Below are 26,417 nucleotides of genomic sequence, written 5' to 3' on the forward strand. Positions count from 1 at the left end.
TATATACCCTATTCCATCCCTACTGTCAATGTGAAATATTCCGCGGCATGCCCCTCCTTGCGGGCAGTCAATTTGCAGCTCCCCTTGAGGGAGGAAGGGAGCTTCACCCCTAACGCTTTGAAATTGCGGCAACATCCGGAAAGGAGCGGGAATCATGACTGGACAAAAGACTTGCAGCTGCGGAGAAAAGCATCAGGGGCATCTCTGTGTACTCAAGAGCAGGGGGCTCATGGATCAGGTGCGTCACCTGAGTTCTGCCCCCACGGTAAGCTGCTTCATGTGCGGGGCGGAGGCAAATTCGGCCGACAACGTCTGCGAGCCGGTTCCGCTGAAGAAGTAGCGGCCCTACTTCGCAATCACCCTGACGAACTTCACCAGGTAGTCGACGCCCGACCAGATGGTGATGACTGTGGCGATCCAGAGGTAGAACATCCCGACGTTGTGCATGTTCACGTAGAAAAGCGGGTGGTCGATGCCGAAAAGCCAGTGGTAATCGAAGTGGAGCAGTAGCCCGAGGATCGCCACGATCTGAAAGATCGTCTTGAACTTCCCGAGGTCGCTGGCGGATATGACGATTCCCTCGCTGGAGGCGATCCCCCGCAGACCCGTGATGATGATCTCCCGCCCGAGGATCACGAGCACCATCCAGGCCGGCACGTGCCCGAAGGGAAGGATCATGATCAGGGCGGCCATTACCATCAGCTTGTCGGCGATCGGATCGAGGAATTTGCCGAAGATGGTGACAATCCCCATGCGGCGGGCCAGGTAGCCGTCGAGCCAATCCGTGATCGAGGCGACGGCAAAGACTGCAGCGGCCCAGAAGCCCGCATCCTTCGACGGAGAGAGCAGCAGCACCGCCATCACCGGAATGAGGGCGATGCGGAGAAGGGTGAGAATGTTCGGGAGGTTCCAGATGGCGCTGGCGGTCTCGGGCATGAAAATCCCTTAGGAGTCTGTCGGACTTAGGGAATCGTAGCGAGAGAATGGCAGATCGAGGACAGATTTTCGGGAATTTGAAGGCGAATAGTGGTTCTATTCGTCAAGAATTACCGGGAATATGGACCGATTTGCCATTCTCGCAGTAGATTCGTTCCTAAGTCCGACAGGCTCCTTAGTTGGTTTGGTATGCTTTCCGGTAGCTCAGAACCTTGTCGACGTAGGTTCGGGTTTCCTGGTACGGCGGCACGCCGCCATACTGCGCGACCTTGGAGAGCCCGGCGTTGTATGCTGCCAGGGCCATGGTCACGTCCCCCTTGAAGGTGTCGAGGAGGAACCGGAGGTAGCGGACCCCGCCCCGGATATTCTCCCGGGGATCGAAGGAGTTGGAGACCTTGAGATCGCGGGCGGTTTGGGGCATGAGCTGCATCAGGCCGCTGGCCCCCTTGCGGGAAAGGGCGTTGGGATTGTACCCCGACTCGGCGTGAATGACCGCCTTCACCAGAGACTTGTCGACGCCGTATTCGAGGGCGCACTGGTTGATGATCGGCTCGAACTCTTCGGGATTGCGGGCACAGCCGGCCAGCTTGAAGGTGGTCCTGAGTTTGCGGTCCTTCTTGATATCCCGCATGAAGACCTTGAACCGCCCGTCGGTGGGAGCGTCAGTGAAATGAACCACCCCGTCGCTGTCTTCATAGCGGTAAATGTCGGCCGTCGCAGACGGGATCCGCCACGCCACTGCGCCCAGCAGGGCAAGCCATACGATGGCCGTTCCCCTTTTCATGGCCCCTCCGGTGGGTTTAATGAACTCTGCTGCGGAAAGCCATTCAAAATATAGACCAATGCTGTGGTCATTTCAACCCTCATGAAATCCGTCAACGGTTCAAGCGCCCAAAATTCTTGACAAAGCGGTTTTACGGGCGAATAATCGCCCAGTTTGCGCCGTTTTACACTACATCGCATCGCGATCTGAGGAGTGCGGCAATGAAGATACAAAGCGATTTTCTCGTCATCGGAAGCGGCATCGCGGGGCTCTCCTTTGCCCTTCAGGCGGCCCGCCACGGCAGCGTCGCCATCATCACCAAGCGCGAGGTGACGGAATCTGCCACCAATTACGCCCAAGGGGGGATCGCATCGGTATTCTCCAAGGAGGACACCTTCGACGCCCACGTCGAGGACACGCTGGTGGCCGGTGCCGGCATCTGCCACGAGAATGTGGTCAGGATGGTCGTGGAGGAAGGCCCGAAGGTGATCAGAAGCCTCATCGAGTGGGGGGTGCAGTTCACCAAGGGGGAGGCGGGCTACGACCTGACCCGCGAGGGGGGACACAGCCAGCGCCGCATCCTTCACGCCGATGACGTGACCGGACGCGAGATCGAACGGGCGCTGGTGGCCGCCGCCCGGGAGAACCCGAACATCACGATCTATGAACATCACATCGGCGTCGACCTCATCACCGAGGCAAAGATCGCCCGCAAGCGGATGAAGCAAAACCGCTGCCTCGGCGCCCACGTCCTCGACATCACCAGCGGAACGGTCAAGACCTTCGCCGCCAAGATCACGCTCCTGGCCACCGGCGGGGCGGGAAAGGTCTATCTCTACACCTGCAATCCCGATGTGGCGACCGGCGATGGTGTCGCCATGGCCTACCGTGCCGGCGCGACCATCGCCAACATGGAATTCATGCAGTTCCATCCCACCACCCTCTTCCACCCCCATGCGAAATCGTTTCTGATCTCCGAGGCGGTGCGGGGCGAGGGGGCGATCCTGCGCCGGCGAGACGGCACGGCCTTCATGGATAAGTACCACAAGCTGAAGGATCTTGCCCCCCGCGACATCGTCGCCCGGGCCATCGACAACGAGATGAAGACCAACGGCGACGACTGCGTCTATCTCGACATCACCCACAAGGACCCCGAATACGTCCGGACCCGCTTCCCCAATATCTACCAGACATGCCTCGAATTCGGTCTCGATATGGCCAGTGAACCGCTCCCGGTGGTCCCCGCGGCCCATTACCTGTGCGGCGGGGTTGCCGTGGACACCAATGCCGAGACCGACATCCGGCACCTCTACGCCATCGGGGAAGTCGCCTTTACCGGTCTCCACGGCGCAAACCGCCTGGCGAGCAACTCGCTGCTGGAAGCGGCGGTCTACGCCGGACAGGCCTATAAGCATGCCGTCCAGGAACTGGAACGGAATCACTTCGAGTTCCCCGAGATCCCGGAATGGGACTCCGGCACCGCCACCAACAGCGACGAGATGGTGGTCGTCTCCCAGAACTGGGATGAAATCCGGCGCTTCATGTGGAACTACGTCGGCATCGTCCGGTCCGACAAGCGTCTCGAGCGGGCGCTGCGCCGCATCCGCCTCATCCAGGAAGAGATCGAGGATTACTACTGGGACTTCATCGTCACCTCCGACCTGATCGAGCTGCGCAACATCGCCACCGTCGCCGAGCTGATCGTCAAGTGCGCCCTCCAGCGCAAGGAATCGCGGGGACTCCACTACACCATCGACTATCCGGAGCGCGACGACGTCCATTGCCGCAAAGACACATTCGTCAGGAAGCAGTTCTGACCGTAGGATTCCACCACATGACCATTGACGAACTGAGACAGGAAATCGACCGGCTTGACGCTGAGCTGCTGCGGATCTTCAACCGGCGCGCAGGGCTGGCCCTGGAGATTGGAAAAATCAAGAAGGGACGCGGGCTCCCGGTCTATGACCCGACACGGGAGAAGGCAATCTTCGAGCGGATGAAGGGGGAAAACCCCGGCCCCCTCGACAACGGCGCCATCGTCCGGCTCTTCGAGCGGGTGATCGACGAATCCCGCCGCCTGGAACGGATCATGACCCACCGCGACGAAATGCGGGAAAAGGAGTAGCCGACATGCTCATCATCATGAAAAAGAGCGCCGGGGAAGAGGCGCTCGTGAAGATAAAGGAATATCTCATCAACCGGAACTTTGACATCCACCAGTCAACGGGGGCCAACCGGACCATCATCGGGGTCATCGGCGACACCGACTCCCTCGACCAGCATGAAGTGGAGCGGATGCCCGGTGTCCTTCAGGTGGTGAGAATCTCCAGAGAAGAGTGAAACGGCCGCATCAATACACCGCAACCGCGGCGTAGGCCACCACCTGGCGGTCGTCTCCCGTCACATCCCCGCTCGTGCCGTAGCGGACGACCTCGCCGTGCTCCGCCCCCTGCAGTTCCGCCGCCACCAGCATGACCGCCGTGGGAATGACCCCGCACATCGTGATCCCCCTCGCGCGGCAGAGCTTCACGAGACCCTCCGGATCCAGAGCGCACACCCTGGCGAGCGCCAGCTCATCCTTCACGCGGGCGGCTTCCGCCGATTCGTAGTGGGTCATGTCCGAACTGGCTACGATGAGCACCTCTTCCCCAAAGGCCAGTATCGCCCGGGCCACCCCCTCTCCCACCTGCCGGCACCGCTCGAAGTCGCCAAACCCGAGGCAGATCGGCACGATCTGCAGTTCGTCACGCAGGTGCTGGAGAAACGGGAGCTGGACCTCCAGGGAGTGCTCGAAGCGGTGGGCAGAGGCATCGAATTCAACCAATGGGGTATTTTCCATGATCAGCGACGACAGGCGCCCCGAGATCGGAACGGGGCCAAGGGGAGTGAGCCATTCTCCCGGAGGATGGAGCGCGGCAGCCGCGCCGAAACCGTGGTGATTGGGCCCCAGGATGATCACGGTGCGCGGGATATCGATGGCGCCGTAGATGGTTCCGGCCACCCCCCCGGAGTAAAGGTAGCCGGCGTGGGGAGCCACGATCCCCGCGACCCTGCTCTTTACTGCCGCCGTCGGGGTCATCCTGCGCAACTCCGCCCGGAGTCGGCACGGGTCGTCGGTGTAGAACTGTCCTGCAACGGCCGGTTGTCGTATCATATGCATCCTCCCTGATGCGCATGGACGGGGATTATACCGCGGGGGGCCGGATCAATCCCCTCCGTCCCCATCACTATCGGCCCCGGCGGAAACCGCCAGGGGAAGCTCCTCCTGCTGCTCGAACCTCGTCGTCTCCGAAAGTTCCCGGATCTCCTTGAGGGTGGGGAGACCCTTGAGGTCCTTTAGCCCGAAGAGCTCCAGAAACTCCTTCGTCGTGCCGTAGATGAGCGGCTTGCCGGGGATGTCCTTCTTGCCTAGAATCTTGATCAGCTTCTTTTCGAGCAGGGTCTTCAACACCCCGCCGGAGTCGACACCGCGCAGGTACTCGATCTCGGCGCGGGTCACCGGCTGGCGGTAGGCGATGATCGCCAGGGTCTCCAGAGCGGACTGGCTGAACTTGGCCGTGCGGGTCCTGGTGAGCCGCCTGAGATAGTCGGCATTTTTCGCCGGGGTCCGGAACTGGAAGCCGCCCGCCACCTCGGCAAGCACCACCCCCCGTTCCTCACCCCCATACTCTTCGCGAAGGGCCGCCAGCGCATCACGGACATCGTTGCGGTCAAACTCCTCCAGCAGGGCACAAAGCCGGTCGAGGCTCACCGGACTGTCGGCGACAAAGATGAGACTCTCGACGACCGATTTAAGCCCGGGCATCGGCGCCTGCCCCCTCAGGAGATTCGACGGTCCCCTCCTCCACGACGGCGGGGGCAATCCAGATGCTGCCGTAGCGGTTCGCCTGGACAACCTTGATCATTTTGAGCTTGCAGAGCTCCAGGACCGCGAGAAAGGTCGCCACCAGGTAATCCCGGTTGAAGGTCTCGGGGAAGAGATCGTCGAAGAGCATCGACTCCTTCCCCTCCAGCCGCGAAAGTATATCATTGATTCGCTCCGCGATGGTGATCGACTCGGCCCCCACCTCGTGGAAGCTCTCCTCGGAAACCCGGTCGAGGATCTTGCGAAAGGCCTCTATCAGCTCGAACATCTCTACCTCGACCGGCTCCTCCTCCGGTTGAATCTCATCAAGTTCGGTGGCGGCGAATTTGCGGGCATAGGTGTCCCTTCCGAGCATCTCCCCTGCTGCGAGGGTCGCTGCCGCCTCCTTGTACGTCTGATACTCCAGAAGCCGACGGACGAGTTCGGCGCGGGGATCCTCCTCCTCTTCCTCTCCCCCCTCCTCATCGGCAATGGCCGGCAGGAGCATCTTCGACTTGATCTGGATCAGCGTAGAGGCCATGACGAGGAACTCCCCGGCGATCTCCAGGTTTAGCTCCTTCATCAGCTTGACGTATTCCAGGTACTCCCGCGTGATGATCGAGAGCGGAATGTCGTAGATATCCACCTCGTTCTTCCTGATGAGATGGAGGAGCAGGTCGAGGGGTCCCTCGAAGACCTCAAGCCTGACGGTGTAGCGCGAGGCATCCTCGTCCTGGTAGAGCGGAAGCGTCTCGCCGCCACTCATAGCTGGATGGCGTCCCTGACCTCGGCCATGGTCTCTGCGGCCACGGCGCTTGCCCGGGCGCTTCCCGCGTCGAGGATGTCGTCCACAAGGCAGGGGTTCGCCGTCAACTCCTGGCGCCGGGCGCGAAACGGTGCCAGGGTCTCCACAAGGTACTCGGCCTGGAGCTTCTTGCACTCCACGCAACCGATGGCGGCGCTGCGGCACCCCTCGTAGATTTCCGCCTTCTTCTCCTCCGGGAGATAGAGCCGGTTCAGGGAGAAGGCGACACAGCGGTCGGGCTCCCCCGGATCGCTGCGGCGGACCCGCTGCGTGTCGGTCACCATCGACATCACCTTCTTGCGGGTCTCGTCGGCGCTCTCCGATAGGTAGATGGCGTTGCCGTAGGACTTGCTCATCTTGCGGCCGTCGAGGCCGAGGACCTTCGGCGTCTCGGTCAGAAGCGCGGCCGGCTCGGGGAAGACCTCCCGGTAGAGGTAATTGAAACGCCGGGCGATCTCCCGGGTGATCTCCAGGTGGGGGAGCTGATCGTGCCCCACGGGGACCCTGGCGGCCTTGTAGACGATGATGTCCGATGCCATCAGGACCGGGTAGCCGAGAAAGCCGAAGGTGGAGAGGTCCTTGGTCGCCAGGTTTTCCTGCATCTCCTTGTAAGTCGGGTTGCGCTCCAGCCACGAAACCGGCGTTATCATCGAGAGGATCAGGTTCAGCTCGGCATGCTGGGGGACTCGGCTCTGGAGAAAGATCGTGCTCTTGACCGGGTCGACCCCGAAGGCGAGCCAGTCGAGCACCATCTCGCGGGTGTTCTCACGGATGGCAGAGGTGTTGTCGTACTCGGTGGTGAGGGAATGCCAGTCGGCGGCGAAGAAGAAGCATTCGTACGTCTCCTGGAGTTCGCGCCAGTTGGCGAGCACCCCGTGGAAGTGACCCAGGTGGAGTTTGCCGGTGGGTCTCATGCCGCTGACTATCCGCTTGTCGCTCATTCGTATGCGCTCCTTTTGCTCTATCTCATCAGAAACTGGGTGACCTCGTACACGAGCCTGCTGTGGGGTCCGGCGAGGATGGTGATCCCGAAATCGACCACCGGGGATATGACCCGGCTGAAAATATTGGTGAAAAAAACCAGGAGAATGATGATGATCATTCCGTAGGGCTCCACCCGCGCCAGGGCCTGTGCCTGACGGTAAGGGAGAAGCCCCACGGCAACCCTTCCGCCATCGAGGGGAGGAAGGGGGATCAGATTGAAGATCGCCAACAGGAGATTGATGTAGACCGAGAAGGCCAGCATCAGGGTAACGGGATCGAGGAAGGTCTGAATTGCCGAACCGTCGGGGAGCGACGCGCCAAACCCGGCCACGCCGCGCAGCAGCAGCCCCGACAGGGTGGCAAGAGTCAGGTTGGTCACGGGACCTGCGCCGGCCACCCAGATCATGTCCCGCTTCGGGTTTCGCAGGTTGTTGAAGTTGACCGGGACGGGCTTCGCCCAGCCGATCCCCACGATGAAGACCATCAGCGTGCCGAAGATATCGATATGGCGCAGGGGATTGAGGGTCAGTCGCCCCATGAGACGGGCGGTCCGGTCTCCGAGGCGGTCGGCGACGAAACCGTGGGATACCTCGTGACAGGTGATCGCCATGAGGGCCGGGACGAGCATGATCGACAGTTTGAGGAAGAAATTTTCCATGGACCCCACCGGCGCCTGTTACTATAAAATCGTTTATTTCTAACAGATACCCCCGTCAAAGTCAACGCGGGGCAACGCGCCTCTAACAAAGAAAGGCGGGATTGCTCCCGCCTTTCCGTGCACAGCTCTGTCTGCCGCAGATCAGATGTCGTAATAGAGGGCGAACTCCATCGGCACCGGCCGCATCCGGACCGGGTTCACCTCGGCGTCCATCTTGTACTCGATCCATTTCTCGATGACGTCGGGGGTGAAGACATCGCCCTTGAGGAGGAACTCGTGGTCCTCCTTGAGGCAGTTGAGGGCCTCCTCCAGGCTCCCCGGAGCCGACGGGATATTGGAGAGTTCCTCGGGGGAAAGCCCGTAGATGTCCTTGTCGAGCGGCTGCCCCGGATCGATCTTGTTCTCGATCCCGTCGAGGCCGGCCATGAGCATGGCGGCGAAAGCGAGGTAGCCGTTGCAGGAGGGGTCGGGGGTCCGGTACTCGATCCGCTTGGCCTTCGGGTTGGTGGACATCATCGGGATCCGGATCGAAGCGGAGCGGTTACGGCTGGAGTACGCCATGTTCACCGGAGCCTCGAAGCCCGGCACCAGACGCTTGTAGGAGTTGGTGGTCGGGTTGGTGAAGGCGCAGAGCGCCCGGGCGTGCTTGATGATTCCGCCGATGTACCAGAGGGCCATCTGGGAGAGCCCGCCGTACTTGTCGCCGGCGAAGAGGTTCTGGCCGTCCTTCCAGATGGACTGGTGGGAGTGCATGCCGGAACCGTTGTCACCATAGAGCGGCTTCGGCATGAAGGTGGCGGTCTTGCCGTTGCGATAGGCGACATTCTTGATGATGTACTTGAACCACTGGAGCTTGTCGGCCATGGCGACGAGGGAGTCGAAGCGCATGTCGATTTCGCACTGGCCACCGGTGGCGACCTCGTGGTGCTGGGCCTCGACCCGGATCCCGACCTTCTGCATCTCCATCACCATCTCGTTGCGGAGATCGTTGAGGGAGTCGGTGGGGGAGACGGGGAAGTAGCCTTCCTTGTGGCGCGGCTTGTAGCCGAGGTTCGGGAACTCTTCCCGGCCGCTGTTCCAGATCCCCTCGGTGGAGTCGACCGCGTAGAAGGACTGGTTGGCGCTCATGTCGTAGCGGACGTCGTCAAAGACGAAGAACTCGGCCTCGGGACCGAAGAAGGCGGTATCGCCGAGTCCGGTGGCCTTGAGGTACGCCTCGGCCTTGCGGGCGATGTTCCGCGGATCGCGGGAGTAGTCTTCCTTGGTGATCGGGTCGAAGATATTGCAGACCAGCGACAGGGTCGGCACCGCGGTGAAGGGGTCCATCTTGGCGGTGGCGGGATCGGGGAGGATGATCATGTCGGAGGCGTGGATCGGCTGCCACCCGCGGATCGAGGAACCATCGAAGCCGAGGCCATCCTCGAAGGTGTCCTCGCCGAACTCCGACATCGGAGTCGTAAAGTGCTGCCAGATTCCCACGAAATCCATAAACTTGTAATCGACCATCAGGGCGCCGTTTTCTTTGGCGAACTCTACTACTTGCTTCGGGGTCATCAATCAATCTCCTTTCAGTGCAAAATAGGATACAGGACGCCTACAGGGCGTCTTCACCGCGCTCACCGGTCCTGATCCGGACCACTTCTTCCACGTGGGTGACAAAAATCTTTCCGTCGCCGATCCGCCCCGTCTTGGCGGCCTGTTCGATGGTTTCCACCACCTTGGCGACGACATCGTCGGCAACGATGATCTCCATCTTGATCTTGGGGATGAAATCCACCACGTACTCGGCGCCGCGGTAAAGCTCGGTGTGACCTTTCTGGCGGCCGAACCCCTTCACCTCGCCGACGGTGATCCCCTGGATTCCGATTTCGTTCAGAGCTTCCTTCACCTCGTCCAGCTTGAACGGCTTAATGATCGCTTCAACTTTTTTCAAGACACGCACCCCCTGTGGGATAGTTGATAGTTGAAAGTTCGTGGATTATAGGGTTGGCATACCCAAAAAGCAAGATCAAACAAGCGTTCAGACTTGTGGCAACAGAAAAGCAATTAGCTTGCCTAAAAACTTGACCAAAACAACGGATTGCAATTTCAACACATTAGACGGGGGATCCGTTCCATTGCCCCGATCAGGCCAAAACTATAGCACAAATAGTAATCACCTCAAGGTATGGGGTGCCCGCCGTTTACGCATCACAGCCAATGGGCCCCTGAACGGCAAGGGTGAGAAGACCGAGCAGGGTTTCGACGCGCGGCATGGGGACCCCCATGGCGGTTCCCCGTTCAAGGGGGACGGCGAAAATCGCCTCCAGCTCCAGGGGCCTTCCCTCCTCACGGTCAATCATCATTGACGGTCGATACGCTCCAAGTCCTGCAGAAAAAGTAATCATCCGATCCGCAAACTCGTCGGCAACGGGTTCCGAGAGCCCCTGGGCATTTGCCGCCGCAATCACCTCGGCCATGAGTTCACGGGCCAGCCAGCGGCTGCGGTCGGAGCCGAGGAGATCGGCTACGGTCCGCCCCGTCATGGCACAGATGCCGTTGAACGGTATGTTCCAGACGAGCTTTTCCCACCTCGCCTTCCGGAGATCGGGGACGGCGGTGCAGTCGATGCCGGCCGAGCGGAAGAGGGCCGCAACCGGCTCCGCCCGTTCTCCGTTGCCGGGAAGGAGCGCGCCGAGGAGAATCTTCCCCGCCCCCAGGTGGTGGACCTCACCTGGCGCGCCCCGGTTCGAGCAGAGAAAGGCGACTCCGCCGAGGATGCGGGCCGAACCGAAGAGCGCGGCCAACCCCTCTTCGTTGCCGAGACCGTTCTGAAGGGTCAGGATGAGCGTTTCCGCGCCGACAAGAGGAGCGATGAGGTCGGCGTAGCGGTCATTGGCAAAGGCCTTGAGCCCCACGACGACCAGGTCCACTTCGCCAATTTCCTCCGGGCGCCGGAAGCCGGCCACATGCGCCAGGTGAAAGTCGCCGCCGGTCGAAAACACCCTGAGCCCCCCCGCCACGATGGCGTCATAGTCGCGACGGAGCAGAAACCGCACGTCATTTCCCCCCCGCTGGAGCATGGCGCCGTAGTAAAGGCCCAGGGCCCCCGCACCCACGATTGCAATCCGCATGGCTGAATCCTCCGTTGTCCGTTAAACTTGTGCCCGTGGCCGCCGATAGGTTATATAGTGAAGGGTCTGATCCGAGACTCCAAAGATCGCGAGACAATACCGCACCATGCGAAGCTTCATCCCCGTCATCCTCTCGATTCTCGTCGTCCTTCCCGCCCCGGTGGCTGCCGATATTTACCGGTACGTGGACGAAGACGGGGCGGTCTGTTTTACCGACGCCCCCCGCAACGACAAGGCGACGCTGATCATGAAGGAGCAGAAGGAACCGCGCCCGTCGGCCCGGAAACGCCGGACGGTGCCGAAGCACCTGGCGGCCACCGGCATTGCGGAAAAGGCCGGGCCGGAAGCTCCCGAATCTCCTCCGTCCTCTTCCCTCCACCCATCCCTCCCGGTTCCGGGGAGGATCACCTCAGTCGTCGGTCTGCGCCACGACCCCTTCGACGGTACCATGCGGGAGCACAACGGCGTCGACATCGCGGTACCCCAGGGGACGCCGGTCAGGGCCGTGGCCCCGGGGAGGGTCCTCTTCGCCGGGACCCGCCCCGGCTACGGCACCATGGTCATCGTCGAGCACGGAGACGGCACCATGACCCTCTACGCCCACAACTCCGCGAACCTGGTGGCCGAGGGGGAGACTGTGGCCGAATCGACCACCATTGCCCTCTCCGGCTCCACGGGGCGCTCCACGGGCCCCCATCTCCACTTCGAGGCGTGGAGGGACGGGGTGAACATTACCTCATCCTATATTCCGGCCGGCAAGCACGAAGCGGCTGGTGCCGTCGGCGGCCCCCGCAGTGCCACCGGTGCCATCCGCAGGATCGTTCAGGCCGACGGCACGATTTACTTTACTGACCATTGAACCGGGAAGAACGGCTCCGAGACAAATCCCCCTAGTGAACGTTTTTTTTCACATGCCGCGTCGGCACCGCGCTCCACGGGTCGTCGGGCCACGGGTGCATGGGATAGCGCCCCTTCATTTCCTTCTTCACCTCGCGATACGCGCCGTTCCAGAACCCCCGCAGGTCCGTAGTCACCTGGAGGGGGCGGCCGGCCGGCGACAGGAGGTGGACCACCACCGGCTCCTTCCCCCGGGCAACGGTCGGCGTGTCGGCAAGGCCGAACATCTCCTGGAGCTTTACCGCCAGCACCGGAGGCCCGTCGGTCCCGTAGTCGAGGAGGAGCCGCGAACCGCTCGGGACCGTCAGGTGGGTCGGCGCCTCTTCATCGAGCCGGCGCATATGTTCCCGGTCGAGAAGCGCCTGGAGCGGCGGCAGCAGGTCGACCGAAGCGATGGCCGCCCGGCTCCGCACCCCCGCAAGATACGGGCCGAGCCATTCGGAGAGGGTCGCGGCCAGATGGTCGTCCGAGAGGTCGGGCCACCCCTCGTCGGGAAGGACGCGCCGCAGAAACCGGACCCGGGCCTGAAACTGCCGCGCCCGGGGGCTCCAGCCGAGGAGACCGACCCCCTCCCGGACGATCCCCTCCAGAAGGGCGAGCTGCACCTCCTCATCCGTGGCGGTAGCCGGACGGCTCCCCAGAACGAGGGCGCCGTAGCGCTCCTCCTCCCTGGCCACCACCCTCCCCTCCCGGTCGTCCCAGAAAACCACCCGCTCCCGGGAGAGTCGGTCGGCGAAATCGCGACGAAAGGTCTCCATCCCCAGGGCGCTCGCCTGGCGGATCAGATCGTCGCCCCGGTCGCCCCGCGCCACGACGTAGGCCACCACCAGCGGTTCGCCGTGAAGGGCACTCTGCTCGGAAAGCCGCGCTCCCCGGCCATTGGCAAGGAAATAACGGCGTCCGCCCCCCTCCCGGGCCAGGGCAATCCGGTCCGGGTAGGCCCAGGCAAGGAGGAGCCCGACCGCCTCGCTCCCCGGGAGTGGCGTATCCTCCGGCGCTTTCACGCCGATGAGCCTGCGAAGGTGCGAGGCGGTCCGGTCCACCGTGCGGCAGGCCAGACGGTCGGCTGACGCTCCCCCCTTCCCCGACCGCCAGAGGGCCAGCGCCTCAAGCCGCTCCCCCATGTCGCTGTCGCTCCGCTCCCGGGCAGCGGAACGCTCCGCCACCCTGAAGATGTCGCGCTCGGACAGCAGGGCGGCCACGTCGCAGGCAAGGGCGCCCCATCCCCGTTCCCGGCCGAGGAGGAGCATATGCGCCAGCCGTGGATGAAGCGGCAGTTCCGCCATCCGCCTGCCGGTTTCGGTGACCCGCCCCTTCCGATCGACGGCGCCAAGCCCCTCCAGAAGGCGTCTCCCCTCCTCCAGCGCCGCCGGCGGCGGGGGGTCGAGCCAGGCGAGGGAGGCGGCATCCGCCACCCCCCAGGCGGCCAGATCGAGGGCCAGGGGCGCCAGGTCGGAGATGGTGATCTCGGGCGGGTCGGCGGGGATGAGGGCGCGTTGTCCATGTTCGGTCCAGAGGCGGTAGCAGACCCCCGGTCCGAGACGGCCGGCACGGCCGGCCCGCTGCGTGGCGGAGGCGGCCGAGATCCGCTCAACGGCCAGGCGGTTCAGCCCCGTGGCCGGGTCGAAGCGGAGCCGACGGCAGAAGCCGCCATCGACCACGGTCCCGACCCCCTCGATGGTGAGGCTCGTTTCGGCAATGTTGGTGGCGAGCACGACCTTGCGGCGGTCGGCGGGAACGATGGCCCGCTCCTGGGCCTCGAAGGGAAGATCGCCGTAGAGTGGCGTCACGAGGATGTCACGGAGGGTGTCGGACTCCGCCAGGAGCCGCTCGCAGCGGCGGATCTCCCCCGCCCCCGGGAGAAACGCGAGGATATCGCCAGCGGTCTCGGCCAAGGCACGGCCCACCCCCCGGAAGACCGAGGTGGCTACGTCGTCGCTGCTCTCCGCCGCAAGGTAGCGCAGATCCACCGGGTAGCTCCGGCCGCCGCTGGAGATGACCGGCGCCTGGCCGAGGAGCGCGGCGACGGGTCCCGCGTCCAGGGTCGCCGACATGACGATGATCCGCAGCTCCTCTCGCAGCCCCAGCTGCACGTCGCGGCAGAGGGCGAGGGCCAGGTCCGCATGGATGCTCCGCTCGTGGAACTCGTCGAAGATGACGGCACCGACCCCGGCCAGAAGCGGATCGGAGTGGAGGCGACGGGTGAGAATCCCTTCGGTCACCACCTCGACGCGGGTGCGGGAGGAAACCTTCCGGTCGAACCTGATGGTATAGCCGACGGTCCCGCCGACCTCTTCCCCGAGGCTTCGGGCCATCCAGCGGGCGGCGTTGCTGGCGGCAAGCCGGCGCGGCTCCAGCATGACCACCCGCCCGCCGCCGAGCCACGGAGCATCGAGAAGCGCGAGGGGGACCCGCGTCGTCTTGCCCGCCCCGGGGGGAGCCTGGAGAACCACCGTGGGGTGAGCGGCGAGGGCGGTCAGGAGGTCGGGGATAACGTCGTCAATGGGGAGGAAAGGCATCGGGGAATCAGACGAGCTGCTGCAGGGTCTCCAGCCGGAGGTCGGCAAGGGAATCGACCACGAGGAAGGCGCCGCGGAGCTGGTCGGCGGGATAGCTGTTGGTGACCGCCACCACCGGCATGCCGGCGCCGGTGGCCGAGGCGATGCCGGCCGGCGTATCCTCGATGGCGAGGCAGGTGGGGGGAGTTATCCCCCGCTCCGGGAATGCGGCCGCCAGCCGCTCCGCGGCAAGGCGGTAGCTGGCGGGATTCGGCTTGCTCGCCGCCACCTCCTCGGCGGTGACCAGCACGTCAAACGCATCGGAAAGTCCCAGCCCGGCGAGAATCGGGAGGATATCCCCCCGGAGCGCGCCGCTGCAGAGCCCCAGGGGAAACCTCCCCCTGATGCTTCGGATCAGCTCGACGACCCCCGAATAGGCGGGAACGCCGCCGGCGATGATCTCCTGGAACGCCGCCGCCTTGTGCTCGATGAGCCGTTCGAGTTCATGTCCGGCAAGGGTCCTTCCGCCGGCCCGGAATGCCTCCCGGAAGGCGTCACGGTCGTCGAACCCCATGTAAAGTCGCACGTACTCCTCCCACGGGTAACCGAGCCCGAGCGGTTCGAGAATCGCCTGGAACGCCCGGTAATGGAGCGGTTCGGTGTCGACGATGATGCCGTCGAAATCAAAGATCACAGCCGTAAGCATTGGTTCTCCCACTGGTTAGAATTTTCCGACAAGGGCAAGCGAAGCCGAACCGGTCGAGGCCGCCGGCACGATGGCCAGCTTTCCGCCGCCGGCATGGAACCGCGTCACGACCCTTCCCGCCAGTTCTCCGATGGCGGCAGCGAGGACGACATCGCTCGCCCAGTGCTTGTCCTGGTAGATCCGGGAAAAGCCGACAAAGGCGGCAGTGGTGTACGAGAGGAGCGCCACGGGGATGCTCTCCGAGGTCCGGGCGATAACCGAAGCCATGGCAAAGGAGCTGGAGGTGTGCATGGAAGGCATGGAGTCGTAATCGGACTTGAACTGGAAGGGGCGAAAACTGTCCCTGCCGCTGCCGGTGAAGGGGCGGCCCCGTCCCATCGCCTCCTTGAGAACGAAGGTGGCGGCATCGGCGATGACCGCCGCCTCCCCCATCATGAGCCCCACGTCACGCCACTTCGGAGAGTCGGCGAGGATCCCCCCTCCCCAGACCGCCCCCGCAACCCCGAGATGGAGGATCGGGTTGCCGATGATGTTTCCCGCGTCGGTGGCCCGGTCGAGGGTGCGCCCCTGTCGCGCCGCCACCTTGTCCCGGATGTCGTTGTCGAAGACGTAGGTGAGCCCCACGGCGCCGGCAACCGCCAAGGTGCCGAGGATCGCCCCGTCGTCGATCCGAAACGGCGCCGCGGCGAACTCCACGGCCTCATGGCCGAGAACGCCGCTCTCCTGCACCACGAAGGACTTCACCCCCTCCCCCGCGCTCTCCGCCAGTGCCGTTCCGGAGAATGCCGCCAGCACGACGATGATCCAGACAACAGATACCGCCCGCTTCCATCCCGTATCCTGTTCAGGCCGACGCACTCATATCCTCCTCCTCAGACGTCCATAACACCAGAAACCTGCCGCCACCACCCCGGCGCCGACGGCATCGGCCGCCAGATCGCCCCATTCCGGAGACCTGTTCGTGGTGAGCGTCCCCTGGGCCACCTCCATGAGGGCACCGAAGACGACGCTCACGAAAAACGCCCGCCGCCAGCGCGTCGCCTGCCAGCGGGAAACGGAGCGAAAACACCACCCGGCCAGGAGACAGAGGAGGGCATAGGCCACCCCGTGCTGGAACTTGTCCCATCCGAAGAGTCCGCTCGGAATCTTCGGGGGAGCGGGGATGAGCGACAGCCATGCCACCAACGCCGCCCAGAACAACAGCGGGAGCGAGCGGCTCAGAAGGGATTGGAACCGGCGCATCGTCACCCCCTCAGGCGGAGCGGGAACGGGAGAACGCAAGATGCCGCTTGATCTCGTTCCACCGCGCGCGGTCCTCCTCCCCCATCTTGGCGAAATACTCCTGGAGAAATACCGTGAAGATGGAGACGAAAAACGCCGTAACGGTGGCCAGGATCACGATCAGCGCCCGTTTCGGCTTGCTCTTCTTCTGGGGGACCACCGCCTCGTCCAGGACCTGCAGCGAGGAGGAGTCCTTCGCCTCGCTCAGCTTGGCGACCTCGTACTGCTTGGTGAGCTGCTCGAAGATCGCCTCCTGGGTCTTCACCTCCCGCATGAGCCGGACGTATTGCAGTCCCAGGGACGGTACGCTGCCGGCGGAGAGGATACCATCGCCGCTCCGGCCGTCGCCCGTCATGGCTCCCATCTGCCCCCGCAGCTTCGCCAGGGCCGCCTCCACAGCCCGCACCTCGGGATTCTCCTCGGTCTGGTAGCTCTTCAGGGAGGCGAGCTGCACCTCCCTGGCGACGATCTCCGCCTTTAGCTTGGCCACCCCTTCGATGGTGGCAGTCGCCTGGGCATCGACCTTGAACGCCTTGTTCCGCTCCTGGAACGCCTTCAGGTCATCTTCCGCCCGCTTCAGGTCCCCCTTCACGACGTCGAGCCGCTTCTCCAGAAAGACCCGCTCCGTCCCCGCCCTGGAGAGGTTGAGCTCCACGCTGCGCCGCCCCAGTTCCTCCACAAACGCGTTGGCAAGCTGCGCCGCCCTGCGGGGATCCTTGTTGTCGGCGGTGATGGTGATGATCCCGTCCTTTCCCGCCTGGACCTTCACCATCCCCTGCAAAGCATTCCTCGTCTCGTCCGGCGTTTTGGTCTTCAACTCCCGCGCCAGATCGAGCTTCTTGATGATCGCATCGGCCACGGAACGGCTCTTGAGGATCCCAATGTAGAGGTCGGCGCCCCCCCCGAGCCCGAAGGATCCCCCAGCCAGTCCCGCCAGGGCTCCGGCCTGCCCGAGCAGGGCGGAGAGGCCGCCGCCGCTCTCCTTCTGCGGAGGGAGGATCTTCGCCGAAGCGGAATAGATATTGGGAAGGGTAAGACTATAGATGACCGCCACTACCGCCACGGCCGAACAGAGGCTGGCGATGAACCTCTTTCGGCGGACGATGACCTGAAGGAGTTCCAGGAGATTGATCTCTTCCTCCTCCATAATCGTCTCAGGTGCCTGGTTTTCCCGTACATCGTTCATAACGCTCCCGTCACTTAAGCCCGATCAGCACGGTCCCGGCGGTGAGCGCCACCTGGGACATGATGGTCGTAATATCCTTGATGGTCCGCAGCCATGCCACCCGCTCCAGCTTTTCCGGCACCACGAGGGTATCCCCCGGGTCGAGCCGGTTGGACATGAAGCCGCCGAAGGTCCAGCGCTTCCCGTCCTCGTCCCAGCGGATCCCGAAGGAGGACTGCTCCTTGCTGACCACGGAACCGTCCGCCTTGATCACGTACATGGCATCCTCGTCGGCGTCGCCGAGAACTCCGCCGGCCTTCTTCAGATAGAAGGAGACATCCTTGTCCGGCATGAGAACGAAGGAGGTGGGGTTGTAGACCGACCCCATGACGTTCACCACGCTGGAGGTCTGGGGGATCTCGAGCGCATCCCCTCCCATCAGCTCCAGGTCGTAGGGGCTCCCCGTAAACTCCTTGAGCGGTGCCAGCGCGATGACCACCCGCCCCTGGGCCTTGATGGACTTCAGCTTCTCGAGATTCTTCTGCAACCCCTCCAGGGCCGTCTTGGTCGCTTCGAGCTCCTCCCGGGACGCCGCCAGGGAAGCAAGCTCTCCCTGCTTTCGGAGAATATCCTGCTCGGTGCGGGCAATGACCTCGTCCATCCGCTTCTGCTGCTCCTCGCGGACCGACTTGCGGGTGAACTTCGCCCCCTTCAGGTACGCCTTGTCGGTGAAGCCGCCGGCCCGGGCGATGACCGAACTGAGGTGCTCGCCCTTGGCGATGGAGTAGACTCCCGGGTACTTCACCTCCCCCTTCAGGGTGACGAAGCGGTCGCTCGCCTCCAGCCAGTTCTCGATCCCCCGCACGATCAGGACGTCGTCGGGGCGGAGGGTGACGTTGTTGTCCGGATCGCCATCCAGCGCCTTGCGAAGGTTGATCTCGGTCCGCGTCGCCCGGGCGTTCCCCTTGTCGTAGACGATCCGGGTCAGTTCGGCGCTCTGCAGGTAGGCGTTGCTCTTCGGACTCCCCGCCAGGAGCAGCAGGTCGCGCACGGTCATGTTGGGGTAATAGTCATAGACCCCGGGATTCAGGACCTGCCCGCTGATGGAGACGGTGCGCTTCTCCACCTTCTCGCTCCGGGAGAAGACCTTTATCTGGTCCTGCTCGTGGAGGGGGATGTTCTCCTTCTCGTCCCCCGCCAGGGCCTTTCTCAGGTTTGCCGTGAGGATCTCCTTGTGGAAATCGGGAAGGGAGAGCCGCGTGATCTCGATCGATTCCACGTAGGATTCGGGGAGGAGCGCCGTATAGTCGGGTATGACGTCGGTGAGGCGCATCCCCTGGCGGAACTGGTATTCGCCGGGGCGCACCACGTGCCCCTGGAGGGTCACGACCTGCCGCAGCGCCTTGTTCACCGGGAAGACCTTCACCATGTCCCGATCGTGGATCTCCTGCGCGGACGGCGCCCCCGCGCCTTCCTGCAGCTGGTAATCGACGACGATCCGGCTGGCGTTCCCCTCGAACCGCTCGACCTGGAGCCGCCCCTCGTAGCCGGCGGCGGTAATCCCCCCCGCCATCTCCAGCAGCTGTTTGAGATCGGTCTTCCCCTTGAGCTCGTAGATCGCCGGCCGCTTCACCTCGCCGGCCACCGCCGCCACCGGCCCGATCACCGGCACGAAGATGGTGTCGCCGTTACGGAGCCGGAGGTCACGGCTGCGGTCCCCCGCCAGGAGCATGTCGTAGAGGTCCACCTCCTGAACGAGCTTTCCCCCCCTCATGAGCCTGATGGTCCGCAGACTTCCGTTCTTGGAGACCCCCCCCGCCAGGGAGAGGGCGTTGACCACCGTGCCGAGGGAGCTGATGGCATAGGTCCCGGGGGCCTCCACCTCCCCCACCACGTAGACCTGGATCGTCCGCAGCCGGCCGAGGGTGACGTTCAGCTCGTACCCCTTGAAATAGCGCGACACTGCCCGGTCGATCGCCTCCCGCGCCTGGGCATAGCTGAGCCCCCACACCTTCACGCTCCCGACCCGGGGGATGGTGATCTCGCCGTTTCGATCCACGGTCAGCTCGTGGCGGGCGTTGACGGTCCCCCAGAGATCGATCCGGAGCGTATCGCCCGGACCGACCACGTACTCTTCCCCAACCGGCATGTTTTCCACCGGCACGCCGGTCATCAGGCTGTTTCTGAAGAAATCGTAGCCGAACTGCTGCAACTCCCGCCTGAACGGATCCGCCTCGATCTTGTCCAGGAGGGTGAGGTTCTTGCGGGAAAACGCCCGTTCCAGGGAGGAGCCCAACTCCTCCTGTGCCAGGGGAATGACCCGCTCCTCGTTGGAGAGAAGGGTCAGGGTGTTATCGCGGTTATATCCCTGGACCTTGATGAAATAGACCTGGTTGTTCTTCAGCTCCCGGAGCCTGTAATCCGAGGAGGTGCCCACCTCCAGCTTCCGGTCGTAGCGCCCCGATTCGGTCCCGTAGAAGAGCGTAAACCGAAGCTTCTCGTCCGCGGCAAGACGGGGGAGCCCGACCATCGTCCAGCTCAGGGAAACCAGGCCGTCCCCCGGCTCGGCCTTGAGGACGAGGCGGGGCTTCTCCTCCTTCTCGAACAGCCCCTTTTCCTTCCCGGCATCTTTGAGCCCTGGCTCGTAGGAGGGCTTCTTCTCGCCCCGGCCGTCGAGATCACCACCCTTATCCACCGGCTGCCTGAGATCCTCCAGGGGGGTCTCGAACTGCAGACTCCCCTTCCCTGCGCTTTCCCCACTCCCGGCAGGGGTCCTGACCGGTCCGAGGTAGACCCCGGTATCCTCGGATGGGATCCTGTTCGTGTCATCGGGGGTGAGGGCAAGGAGGGTTGTCGGAAGAAGAAGGAAAAGGGCGAGGAAAACGATGCGCATCATCTTGGTCATTACTGCAGCCTCGTAAGGTTTTCGGATGGGATAGCTCGCAAAGCGATTCTGCTTATCAGTTTGCGGATGATTTGTAAATGGGAAATTCGGCGAGAGGCTCTCTTCTCTATCAATAGCGATAGCTCATCTCCGCCTTGAACAGCTGGTTCGTCTGATCCACGCCGTTCGCCAGGTTGAAATTGGAAATCTGCTCCCTGCCGTACATCAAGTTGAGATCGACGTCTCCGGCAAGCGGCAGGTTCCACGAAATCGTCCCGGCATGTTTCCGTTCGATCCCCTGCCTGACGCCGTTTACCTCCACCCGCCCCTCGTGTCCGCGGTCGGTGCGGTAGAGCTCCAGGGCAAGGATGTTGCGTGGCGAGAACCAGTGGCTGTAACGGAGGTAAAACTCGATGGTCGCCCCCCCCTGGGAGTGGCCGATCGGCATCCCGCGATAGAGGTACCCCTCGGGGAACGTCCCGTTGGTGTAAAGGATGTTGTTCCCCTTGAAGAATTCGAAGCGCAGGTCGTCTCTTCCGCTATCCGTGAGGCGCGGGATGTAGAACCCCGCCACATAGCTCTCCACGATCGGCCAGAACGCCGCGGTATCCTCGCCGGAGAACTCCCCGTAGAATTCGGTGTTTCGCAGCCAGGACGCCCGGTAGCGGAGCTCAATCCCGGCGAGGCCGTTGGAGTTGTCGGCGCTGGTGCCGCCGATGATCCCCCGGAGGGTGTCTCCGAAGCTGTTGTTCACCCCCGGCCCCCCGACCTGCCGCCCCAGGTTGAAGCCGATCTCCCAGTCGCTCGCCGGCTTGTAGGAAAGCTTCAGCGCGTAGAACCAGGGCTGGCGCTCCGCACCATCGGTAACCGTACGGTCGAACCGCGAGGCTATGAGGCTGTACTTGACCATACCCCAGGAACCGAGGGAAAGGGGCTCCGGGCTGGAGAGCTTGATCAGATCGAAGTTGCGGGCATTATCGGTGAGGGTGATGGCCCCCCTGGTGCCAAGCCCGAGCCAGTTCGCGTCCCGCCCCACCTCCAGCTCCAGGCCGCCGCCGCCGAGCTTGACGTATCCCTTGTTCAGAAGGAGCTGCGCCGCGCCGCCGCTCCCGCGGTAGACGAAAAGGGGTTCGATCAGGGCGCTCACCTGCCTCCCCAGGTACGCCTCGCTGCTGAAGCGCAACTCGGCGTTGTGGCCGTCGCGGTAGACGATCCCCTCGTTGTTGGGGAGAAACGGCGTCCCCTCGGTGCCGTGCTGCAGAGCGATCGACGGATAGGGATTCGGCGGCCGAAGCCCGGAGCCGATGCCGAAAACCCCGTCGTTGCCGGGATCGTGCACCGGGCGCTCGTAACTGCGGGGGGTGCCGTCGAGGTAAACGTACCTAAGCCGGGAGGAGGCCACGAGATTGTAATCGAGAAACGGCGCCTTCTCTTCCCGGTACAGCCCGTACTCGCGGGGGAGGAGCTCCTTCAGCCGCTGCACGACCTCGCTCGCCAGCGCAGACACATCCGGACGCTCCTTCAGGGCCGCCTCGGCCTCCAGCACCAGCCGCGCCGCCTCCGCCTTCGAGAACGGTCTGATCCCGCGGAAATCGCTCCTGATGAGCCCGGCGCCGGAGAGCTTCTCCAGATAGGCGTAGATCGGACTGTCGAGGGGGATGTTGGGGGAGGAGAGGGCGAAGGCATTCGCCGCAAACAGCAGCAAGGCCAGGAGTGCAAGGGATACAACGCGGAGCGTCCTGGTACCGGAAAACAACGATGAATTATGATGGGACACTAGACGAACCCCTGCTCCTTGAAATGACTGTCGTGCGTGGAGGCGCGGCAAGATCGGTGCCAGGACGCGATTACTCTTCGATCAGCGCAATCAGCTGGTCAAGTTTATCAACGAACCGCTCGTGAGCTGATCTGAACGCGGCTACCGCTTTGGGTGCCCGCGAATCAACCAGTTTGAGCTTGTCCAGATCGAGCTCGCTCTGGTAGATATGTCGGAACATATGCCTGAACGCCCGCAGCTCATCGATTGGCGACACGTCACCCATGGCAAGCAGAGCCGGTCTGACCCCATCAATCTCGAGGGCCATGCGCCGCACCAGGTCCCTGTGCCAGTTCAGGCGGTCGATGTTGTTCTCGAAGCATTTGGCAACCCTGAGAAAGTAGTTCTCCATGAGGTTGTAAAGATTGACGATGGTATAAGCCAGGCCGACGTAATCGAACTCATCCGGTCGAATGGTTGCGAGTTTGGCGTGAATCAGTCGGTATTTTCCTTCCAGCTCGTCAAGCACCGCCATGTCTGCCAGCAGTTCCGCCTTCAGGGTCCTCAGCCTGTCACTTTTCATAGAGCACGACCCCCTCCCGTGCAACAGCCGTCCTTATCCGGTCATCGGCAGTCGAGAGATCCACCACATCCACCGAAAACGGGCTGTCAAGAGCTATGGCAACCAGCTTCAGGAAACTTTCCCCGGAAGAGACGACCGCCAGATCGATGTCGAAATCGGGGAAACGAACATCGTCCCGCGCCAGGGAACCGAACAGAATTATTTTACTGATGCCGGGATCAGCCGCCCGGAACTTTTCAACCAGAACCTTTATTTCCTCGAAGGCCATGGCCTTGCGCGCCGCCAACGCGTCTGCCTTTTGCCGCAGCAGACGCCGCTGGCGCTCTGCCATGCGCGAGAGGTTATCGGATACAGGGGACATTTTGCTGCCTCGCTACCTCACGCCCTTGGATCATTCTTCCAAAGCCTCGGCCAGGTAGGCATCATGCTCCACCGCCTGTCTGATGAGTTCGGCCATGGAGGTATGGTGGGCATGAATTTGCGTTCTGATCATAGGCCGATGCTATCCCTTCTCCATCCGGGCACCAAGCTTTTGTCCCCTGTTGACGAAGGCAGTATCGAAGCTGAAAAAAGCATCAGCATGGCAACTGGACGCAAGATGCAGGGCATCAGCGAAGTCAAGCCCCCTGCCGTAGTAATCAAGCGCCTGTGACACCTCTTCCGGATTTTCCGCGACGACATTGAGGAGACCGAGAATATGGAGCAGTGCCCTCATGATTGACGCCACCGGCAATTCATAGACGGCACGCAGCACCCATTCCGTCTCCAGAAGGACGGTCTTGGGAATGAAGATTTCCTCTTTTCTGCCGAGAATATCAAGCGCTCGCTTCGCCTGGAGCGGATCGTCATTGGTCACGTAACGCACCAGGATATTCGTATCGACAGCGATCACCTGCCCTCCCCTTCCCGCCACTTCCGCTTGACATCTTCGAGAACGCCCCGCTCCATCTCCGCCAGGGTCTTGGCAGGCCCCCGGTAGCCCGCACAGCCGACCCCATCTTCCAGCCGTGTGGGAGGAAACGGTTTGCGCGGTCTGAGGAGGATGCCGTCGCCAGCATTTTCTATGACAAACTCCATGCCGGTCCGCCAGTGATGTGCCTCTCGCACCTGTTTTGGAATGATTATCTGCCCCTTGCTGGATAACTTGCTCGTTTCCATCGACCACCTCTCAAGTAAGACTTGGTAAGACATGATAGCACTCACGCCAGTATATGGAAAGGGGTAAGCTCCAGGTAAAGCTGAGAATATAGGTTGCGACAAATCATGTATGCATTTATGGAACATCATTCCCTGAAATGCAAGGATAGGATAATAGTCATCAAGCTCCACCTTCACCGGAATGGGAAGTGGCCGACGACCAGATTTACCCCTTCATACCTGTACCAATGGAGCATCATCCGATGGATTGCAAGGATGATTTTGTATGCTACTCAGCATCTCATCACTGCTTCTGCAGCTTGACCACCTTCGATGACGGAGGAGGGAAGAGATCGGGACGGACCCGCTGGAACGCCGGGGGAGGAGGGCCATTGAAGGAATACCGCGGTGAGAACTCCGGCACAACCTGCTGCAGCGACCGGACGATGTGGGCCACGTCATTGTTCCGTGCCCTCCCCACCAGGGCATCCAGACTCGCCGTCACCGCGTGCAGGTCATGCTCCACCGACTGCAGGACCCGGATCTTCTTGTGCCGGGTCTGCTTGATCCCCTCCCCCTCGATCAGGAGTTCCTCGAACAGCTTCTCCCCGGGCCGCAGGCCGGTAAAGACGATCTCGATATCCTGATGGGGGGTGAAGCCGGAAAGCCGGATCAGCTCCTCCGCCAGATCCATGATGCGTACCGGCGCCCCCATGTCCAGGACGAAGATCTCGCCGCCGGTGCCGATGCACCCCGCCTGGAGCACCAGCTGGCAGGCCTCGGGGATGGTCATGAAGTAGCGGATGATCTGGGGGTCGGTCACGGTCACCGGCCCGCCATTCCTGATCTGCTCCTTGAAGAGCGGAATGACGCTTCCGTTGCTCCCCAGGACGTTCCCGAACCGGACGGTGGTGAAATTGGTGTGGCTCTGCTTCGCCAGGCTCTGGACGTAGACCTCCGCCGCGCGCTTGGTGGCCCCCATGATGTTGGTCGGGTTCACCGCCTTGTCGGTGGAGATCATGACAAAATTCTTCACTCCCGAGCGGTGGGCGGCATCGGCCAGGGTACGGGTCCCCCCGATGTTGTTCGTGACCGCCTCCCCCGGATTGTACTCCATCATCGGGACGTGCTTGTACGCCGCAGCGTGGAAGACCACCTCCGGCTGGAATTCGTCGAAGATCGCCTCGACCCGCCCCTGGTCCCGGACATCGCCGATGACCGGGATGATCCGGATGTCGGGATGCTGGGCCACCAGTTCCTTCTCGATATGGTACAGCGGGGTCTCCGCACACTCGAAGAGAAGGAGCTTATGGGGAGAAAACGCCGCCACCTGGCGGCAGATCTCGCTCCCGATGCTTCCCCCCGCCCCGGTCACCAGCACCCGCTTGTCCGTCAGATAGCCGCGGATCCCGTCGAGCTCCAGCACCACCGGCTCCCTCCCGAGCAGATCCTCGATCTCCACCTCCTTGATCTGGGAGATGGAGACCGTACCGTCGATGATGTCATGGATGCTCGGCAGGGTCTTGAAACGGACCCGGCATTCCCGGCAACGGTCAACCACCTTCCTGATCACCTCCGACGAGGCGGAGGGAATGGCGATGATCACCTCTTCAATATGGTGCTTCCTGATAACCCCCTTGATTTTGGAAAGGTCCCCCAGGACCGGCACCCCCGAAAGCCGGCTCCCCCGCTTTTCTTCATCATCATCCACAAAACCCACAACGTTGTATGGGGAATCCGGCGTTTTCCGGATCTCCTTCAGAAGGAGATTCCCTGCATCTCCGGCGCCGACGATGAGGATCCGTTTCCCGGAGCGGTGCCGGGGCATGATGTAGGTCTCGCGGTAGATGCGCCACAGGAGGCGGGCCGCCGAAACGAAGGCGAAGAGCAGAAACCAGTCGAGGAGATAGATGGAGCGGGGCATGGGCCGGGTATCCCGCGTCAGGACCAGCACAAAGGTGGTAATGAAGGTGGAAAGCGTCACGACCTTGCCGATCGAGATGCCGTCCTGCAGCGACGCGTACCTCCAGATGCTGCGGTACATGCCAGAAGAGATGAAAATTGCCGGCTTGATGGCCAGCACCACCAGGAGCCCGTGAAGGAACAGCTCACGCTCGTCGGGAGGAAGGGCGAAGTCGAAGCGAAGGAGGAACGAGAGGTAGAAGGCGGAGACCATCAACACGACATCGACGATAAAGACCAGGAATCTTCTCTGCCTCATCAGAATCCCCCCTTAGTTGTATAACACAATATAACACTAATATCAGATCACTACTGTCCGGTAAATTTTTTGGCAACCTACTCTAACCTTTTGTAATGACGAGTAAAAACGGTAATTGTTAAAATTTTCCTATTTGTTTTCGGTGGCCAGTCCCTGATTTTATACTGCCCTCCTCCAAGGAGGTGG

The 26,417-nt window shown here is 62.5% G+C and carries 27 protein-coding genes; 5 read left to right on the forward strand and 22 right to left on the reverse strand.

Annotated elements, in window-relative coordinates; all coding sequences use genetic code 11:
- The first annotated feature begins 154 nt into the window (after window positions 1-154).
- Window positions 155-340, forward strand: coding sequence for a hypothetical protein (locus tag M6689_RS10455; protein WP_298271219.1), 186 nt, complete (start codon window positions 155-157; stop codon window positions 338-340).
- Window positions 341-345: 5 nt separating this feature from the next.
- Here M6689_RS10455 and pgsA read toward each other — a convergent pair whose 3' ends face one another.
- Together pgsA and M6689_RS10465 are read right to left on the reverse strand one after the other, a co-directional pair.
- Window positions 346-936 carry a CDP-diacylglycerol--glycerol-3-phosphate 3-phosphatidyltransferase gene (pgsA, locus tag M6689_RS10460; RefSeq protein ID WP_298271222.1) on the reverse strand — a complete coding sequence of 197 codons (591 nt, stop codon included), beginning with the start codon at window positions 934-936 and terminating at the stop codon, window positions 346-348.
- 175 nt (window positions 937-1,111) lie between these two features.
- Window positions 1,112-1,720: a lytic transglycosylase domain-containing protein gene (locus M6689_RS10465; RefSeq protein WP_298271224.1), complete on the reverse strand. Its 609-nt coding sequence runs from the start codon at window positions 1,718-1,720 to the stop codon at window positions 1,112-1,114.
- A gap of 200 nt (window positions 1,721-1,920) precedes the next feature.
- Between M6689_RS10465 and nadB the strand changes: the two genes are divergently transcribed.
- Genes nadB through M6689_RS10480 form a run of 3 tightly spaced genes read left to right on the forward strand, consistent with a single transcriptional unit; the run spans window position 1,921 to window position 4,039 of the window.
- Complete coding sequence (nadB, locus tag M6689_RS10470) at window positions 1,921-3,516, forward strand: L-aspartate oxidase (protein ID WP_298271227.1); 1,596 nt, start codon at window positions 1,921-1,923, stop codon at window positions 3,514-3,516.
- A 17-nt stretch (window positions 3,517-3,533) separates the two neighbouring features.
- Window positions 3,534-3,824 (forward strand): chorismate mutase, encoded by a 291-nt coding sequence (locus M6689_RS10475; RefSeq protein ID WP_298271230.1) that lies wholly within the window; start codon window positions 3,534-3,536, stop codon window positions 3,822-3,824.
- 5 nt (window positions 3,825-3,829) lie between these two features.
- Complete coding sequence (locus tag M6689_RS10480) at window positions 3,830-4,039, forward strand: hypothetical protein (protein WP_298271232.1); 210 nt, start codon at window positions 3,830-3,832, stop codon at window positions 4,037-4,039.
- A gap of 10 nt (window positions 4,040-4,049) precedes the next feature.
- Here M6689_RS10480 and amrB read toward each other — a convergent pair whose 3' ends face one another.
- From amrB to M6689_RS10520, 8 genes are all read right to left on the reverse strand, one after another.
- Window positions 4,050-4,853, reverse strand: a complete 804-nt coding sequence (gene amrB / locus M6689_RS10485; RefSeq protein WP_298271235.1) for an AmmeMemoRadiSam system protein B — start codon at window positions 4,851-4,853, stop codon at window positions 4,050-4,052.
- Between the two features lie 51 nt (window positions 4,854-4,904).
- Entirely contained in the window at window positions 4,905-5,504 is a 600-nt protein-coding gene (gene scpB / locus M6689_RS10490) for an SMC-Scp complex subunit ScpB (RefSeq protein WP_298271238.1), read from the reverse strand.
- Window positions 5,491-6,309 carry a segregation/condensation protein A gene (locus M6689_RS10495; RefSeq protein WP_298271242.1) on the reverse strand — a complete coding sequence of 273 codons (819 nt, stop codon included), beginning with the start codon at window positions 6,307-6,309 and terminating at the stop codon, window positions 5,491-5,493. The genes scpB and M6689_RS10495 overlap by 14 nt, the downstream gene beginning before the upstream one ends.
- Entirely contained in the window at window positions 6,306-7,289 is a 984-nt protein-coding gene (trpS, locus tag M6689_RS10500; RefSeq protein ID WP_298271245.1) for a tryptophan--tRNA ligase, read from the reverse strand. The genes M6689_RS10495 and trpS overlap by 4 nt, the downstream gene beginning before the upstream one ends.
- 20 nt (window positions 7,290-7,309) lie before the next feature.
- A complete protein-coding gene (locus M6689_RS10505) occupies window positions 7,310-7,990 on the reverse strand; it encodes a site-2 protease family protein (RefSeq protein WP_298271247.1) in 681 nt (226 codons plus the stop codon).
- 141 nt (window positions 7,991-8,131) lie between these two features.
- On the reverse strand, window positions 8,132-9,544 hold the full coding sequence (gene glnA, locus M6689_RS10510; protein WP_298271250.1) for a type I glutamate--ammonia ligase: 1,413 nt from the start codon (window positions 9,542-9,544) through the stop codon (window positions 8,132-8,134).
- Window positions 9,545-9,584: 40 nt separating this feature from the next.
- The gene (locus M6689_RS10515; RefSeq protein WP_298271252.1) at window positions 9,585-9,923 is read right to left on the reverse strand and encodes a P-II family nitrogen regulator; all 339 of its coding nucleotides are present in this window, start codon (window positions 9,921-9,923) and stop codon (window positions 9,585-9,587) included.
- Between the two features lie 250 nt (window positions 9,924-10,173).
- On the reverse strand, window positions 10,174-11,103 hold the full coding sequence (locus M6689_RS10520; RefSeq protein ID WP_298271254.1) for a putative 2-dehydropantoate 2-reductase: 930 nt from the start codon (window positions 11,101-11,103) through the stop codon (window positions 10,174-10,176).
- Between the two features lie 106 nt (window positions 11,104-11,209).
- Between M6689_RS10520 and M6689_RS10525 the strand changes: the two genes are divergently transcribed.
- Window positions 11,210-11,962 (forward strand): M23 family metallopeptidase, encoded by a 753-nt coding sequence (locus M6689_RS10525; RefSeq protein ID WP_298271257.1) that lies wholly within the window; start codon window positions 11,210-11,212, stop codon window positions 11,960-11,962.
- Window positions 11,963-11,993: 31 nt separating this feature from the next.
- Here the strand turns inward: M6689_RS10525 and hrpB are convergent, their stop codons facing one another.
- From hrpB to M6689_RS10585, 12 genes are all read right to left on the reverse strand, one after another.
- Window positions 11,994-14,519, reverse strand: a complete 2,526-nt coding sequence (gene hrpB, locus M6689_RS10530; RefSeq protein WP_298271260.1) for an ATP-dependent helicase HrpB — start codon at window positions 14,517-14,519, stop codon at window positions 11,994-11,996.
- Window positions 14,520-14,526: 7 nt separating this feature from the next.
- Entirely contained in the window at window positions 14,527-15,204 is a 678-nt protein-coding gene (locus M6689_RS10535; protein ID WP_298271263.1) for an HAD family phosphatase, read from the reverse strand.
- Between the two features lie 15 nt (window positions 15,205-15,219).
- Window positions 15,220-16,062 (reverse strand): phosphatase PAP2 family protein, encoded by an 843-nt coding sequence (locus tag M6689_RS10540; RefSeq protein ID WP_298271266.1) that lies wholly within the window; start codon window positions 16,060-16,062, stop codon window positions 15,220-15,222.
- On the reverse strand, window positions 16,063-16,446 hold the full coding sequence (locus tag M6689_RS10545) for a VanZ family protein (RefSeq protein ID WP_298271269.1): 384 nt from the start codon (window positions 16,444-16,446) through the stop codon (window positions 16,063-16,065). It lies immediately after the preceding gene.
- Window positions 16,447-16,456: 10 nt separating this feature from the next.
- The gene (locus M6689_RS10550; protein WP_298271272.1) at window positions 16,457-17,671 is read right to left on the reverse strand and encodes a GNVR domain-containing protein; all 1,215 of its coding nucleotides are present in this window, start codon (window positions 17,669-17,671) and stop codon (window positions 16,457-16,459) included.
- Between the two features lie 10 nt (window positions 17,672-17,681).
- A complete protein-coding gene (locus M6689_RS10555; protein ID WP_298271275.1) occupies window positions 17,682-20,555 on the reverse strand; it encodes an SLBB domain-containing protein in 2,874 nt (957 codons plus the stop codon).
- Window positions 20,556-20,664: 109 nt separating this feature from the next.
- A complete protein-coding gene (locus tag M6689_RS10560; RefSeq protein ID WP_298271278.1) occupies window positions 20,665-22,311 on the reverse strand; it encodes a capsule assembly Wzi family protein in 1,647 nt (548 codons plus the stop codon).
- A gap of 70 nt (window positions 22,312-22,381) precedes the next feature.
- Complete coding sequence (locus tag M6689_RS10565) at window positions 22,382-22,873, reverse strand: hypothetical protein (protein WP_298271280.1); 492 nt, start codon at window positions 22,871-22,873, stop codon at window positions 22,382-22,384.
- On the reverse strand, window positions 22,863-23,234 hold the full coding sequence (locus M6689_RS10570) for a nucleotidyltransferase family protein (RefSeq protein ID WP_298271282.1): 372 nt from the start codon (window positions 23,232-23,234) through the stop codon (window positions 22,863-22,865). Before M6689_RS10570 ends, M6689_RS10565 begins: the two co-directional genes overlap by 11 nt.
- Before the next feature lie 141 nt (window positions 23,235-23,375).
- Window positions 23,376-23,765, reverse strand: coding sequence for a type II toxin-antitoxin system VapC family toxin (locus M6689_RS10575; RefSeq protein ID WP_298271284.1), 390 nt, complete (start codon window positions 23,763-23,765; stop codon window positions 23,376-23,378).
- Complete coding sequence (locus M6689_RS10580) at window positions 23,762-24,031, reverse strand: AbrB/MazE/SpoVT family DNA-binding domain-containing protein (RefSeq protein WP_298271286.1); 270 nt, start codon at window positions 24,029-24,031, stop codon at window positions 23,762-23,764. Before M6689_RS10580 ends, M6689_RS10575 begins: the two co-directional genes overlap by 4 nt.
- Window positions 24,032-24,314: 283 nt before the next feature.
- Window positions 24,315-26,231, reverse strand: coding sequence for a nucleoside-diphosphate sugar epimerase/dehydratase (locus M6689_RS10585; protein WP_366949744.1), 1,917 nt, complete (start codon window positions 26,229-26,231; stop codon window positions 24,315-24,317).
- Window positions 26,232-26,417 lie beyond the last annotated feature (186 nt).

Origin of the sequence: Geobacter sp. (assembly GCF_027327745.1) — a bacterium.
GTDB lineage: Bacteria > Desulfobacterota > Desulfuromonadia > Geobacterales > Geobacteraceae > Geobacter.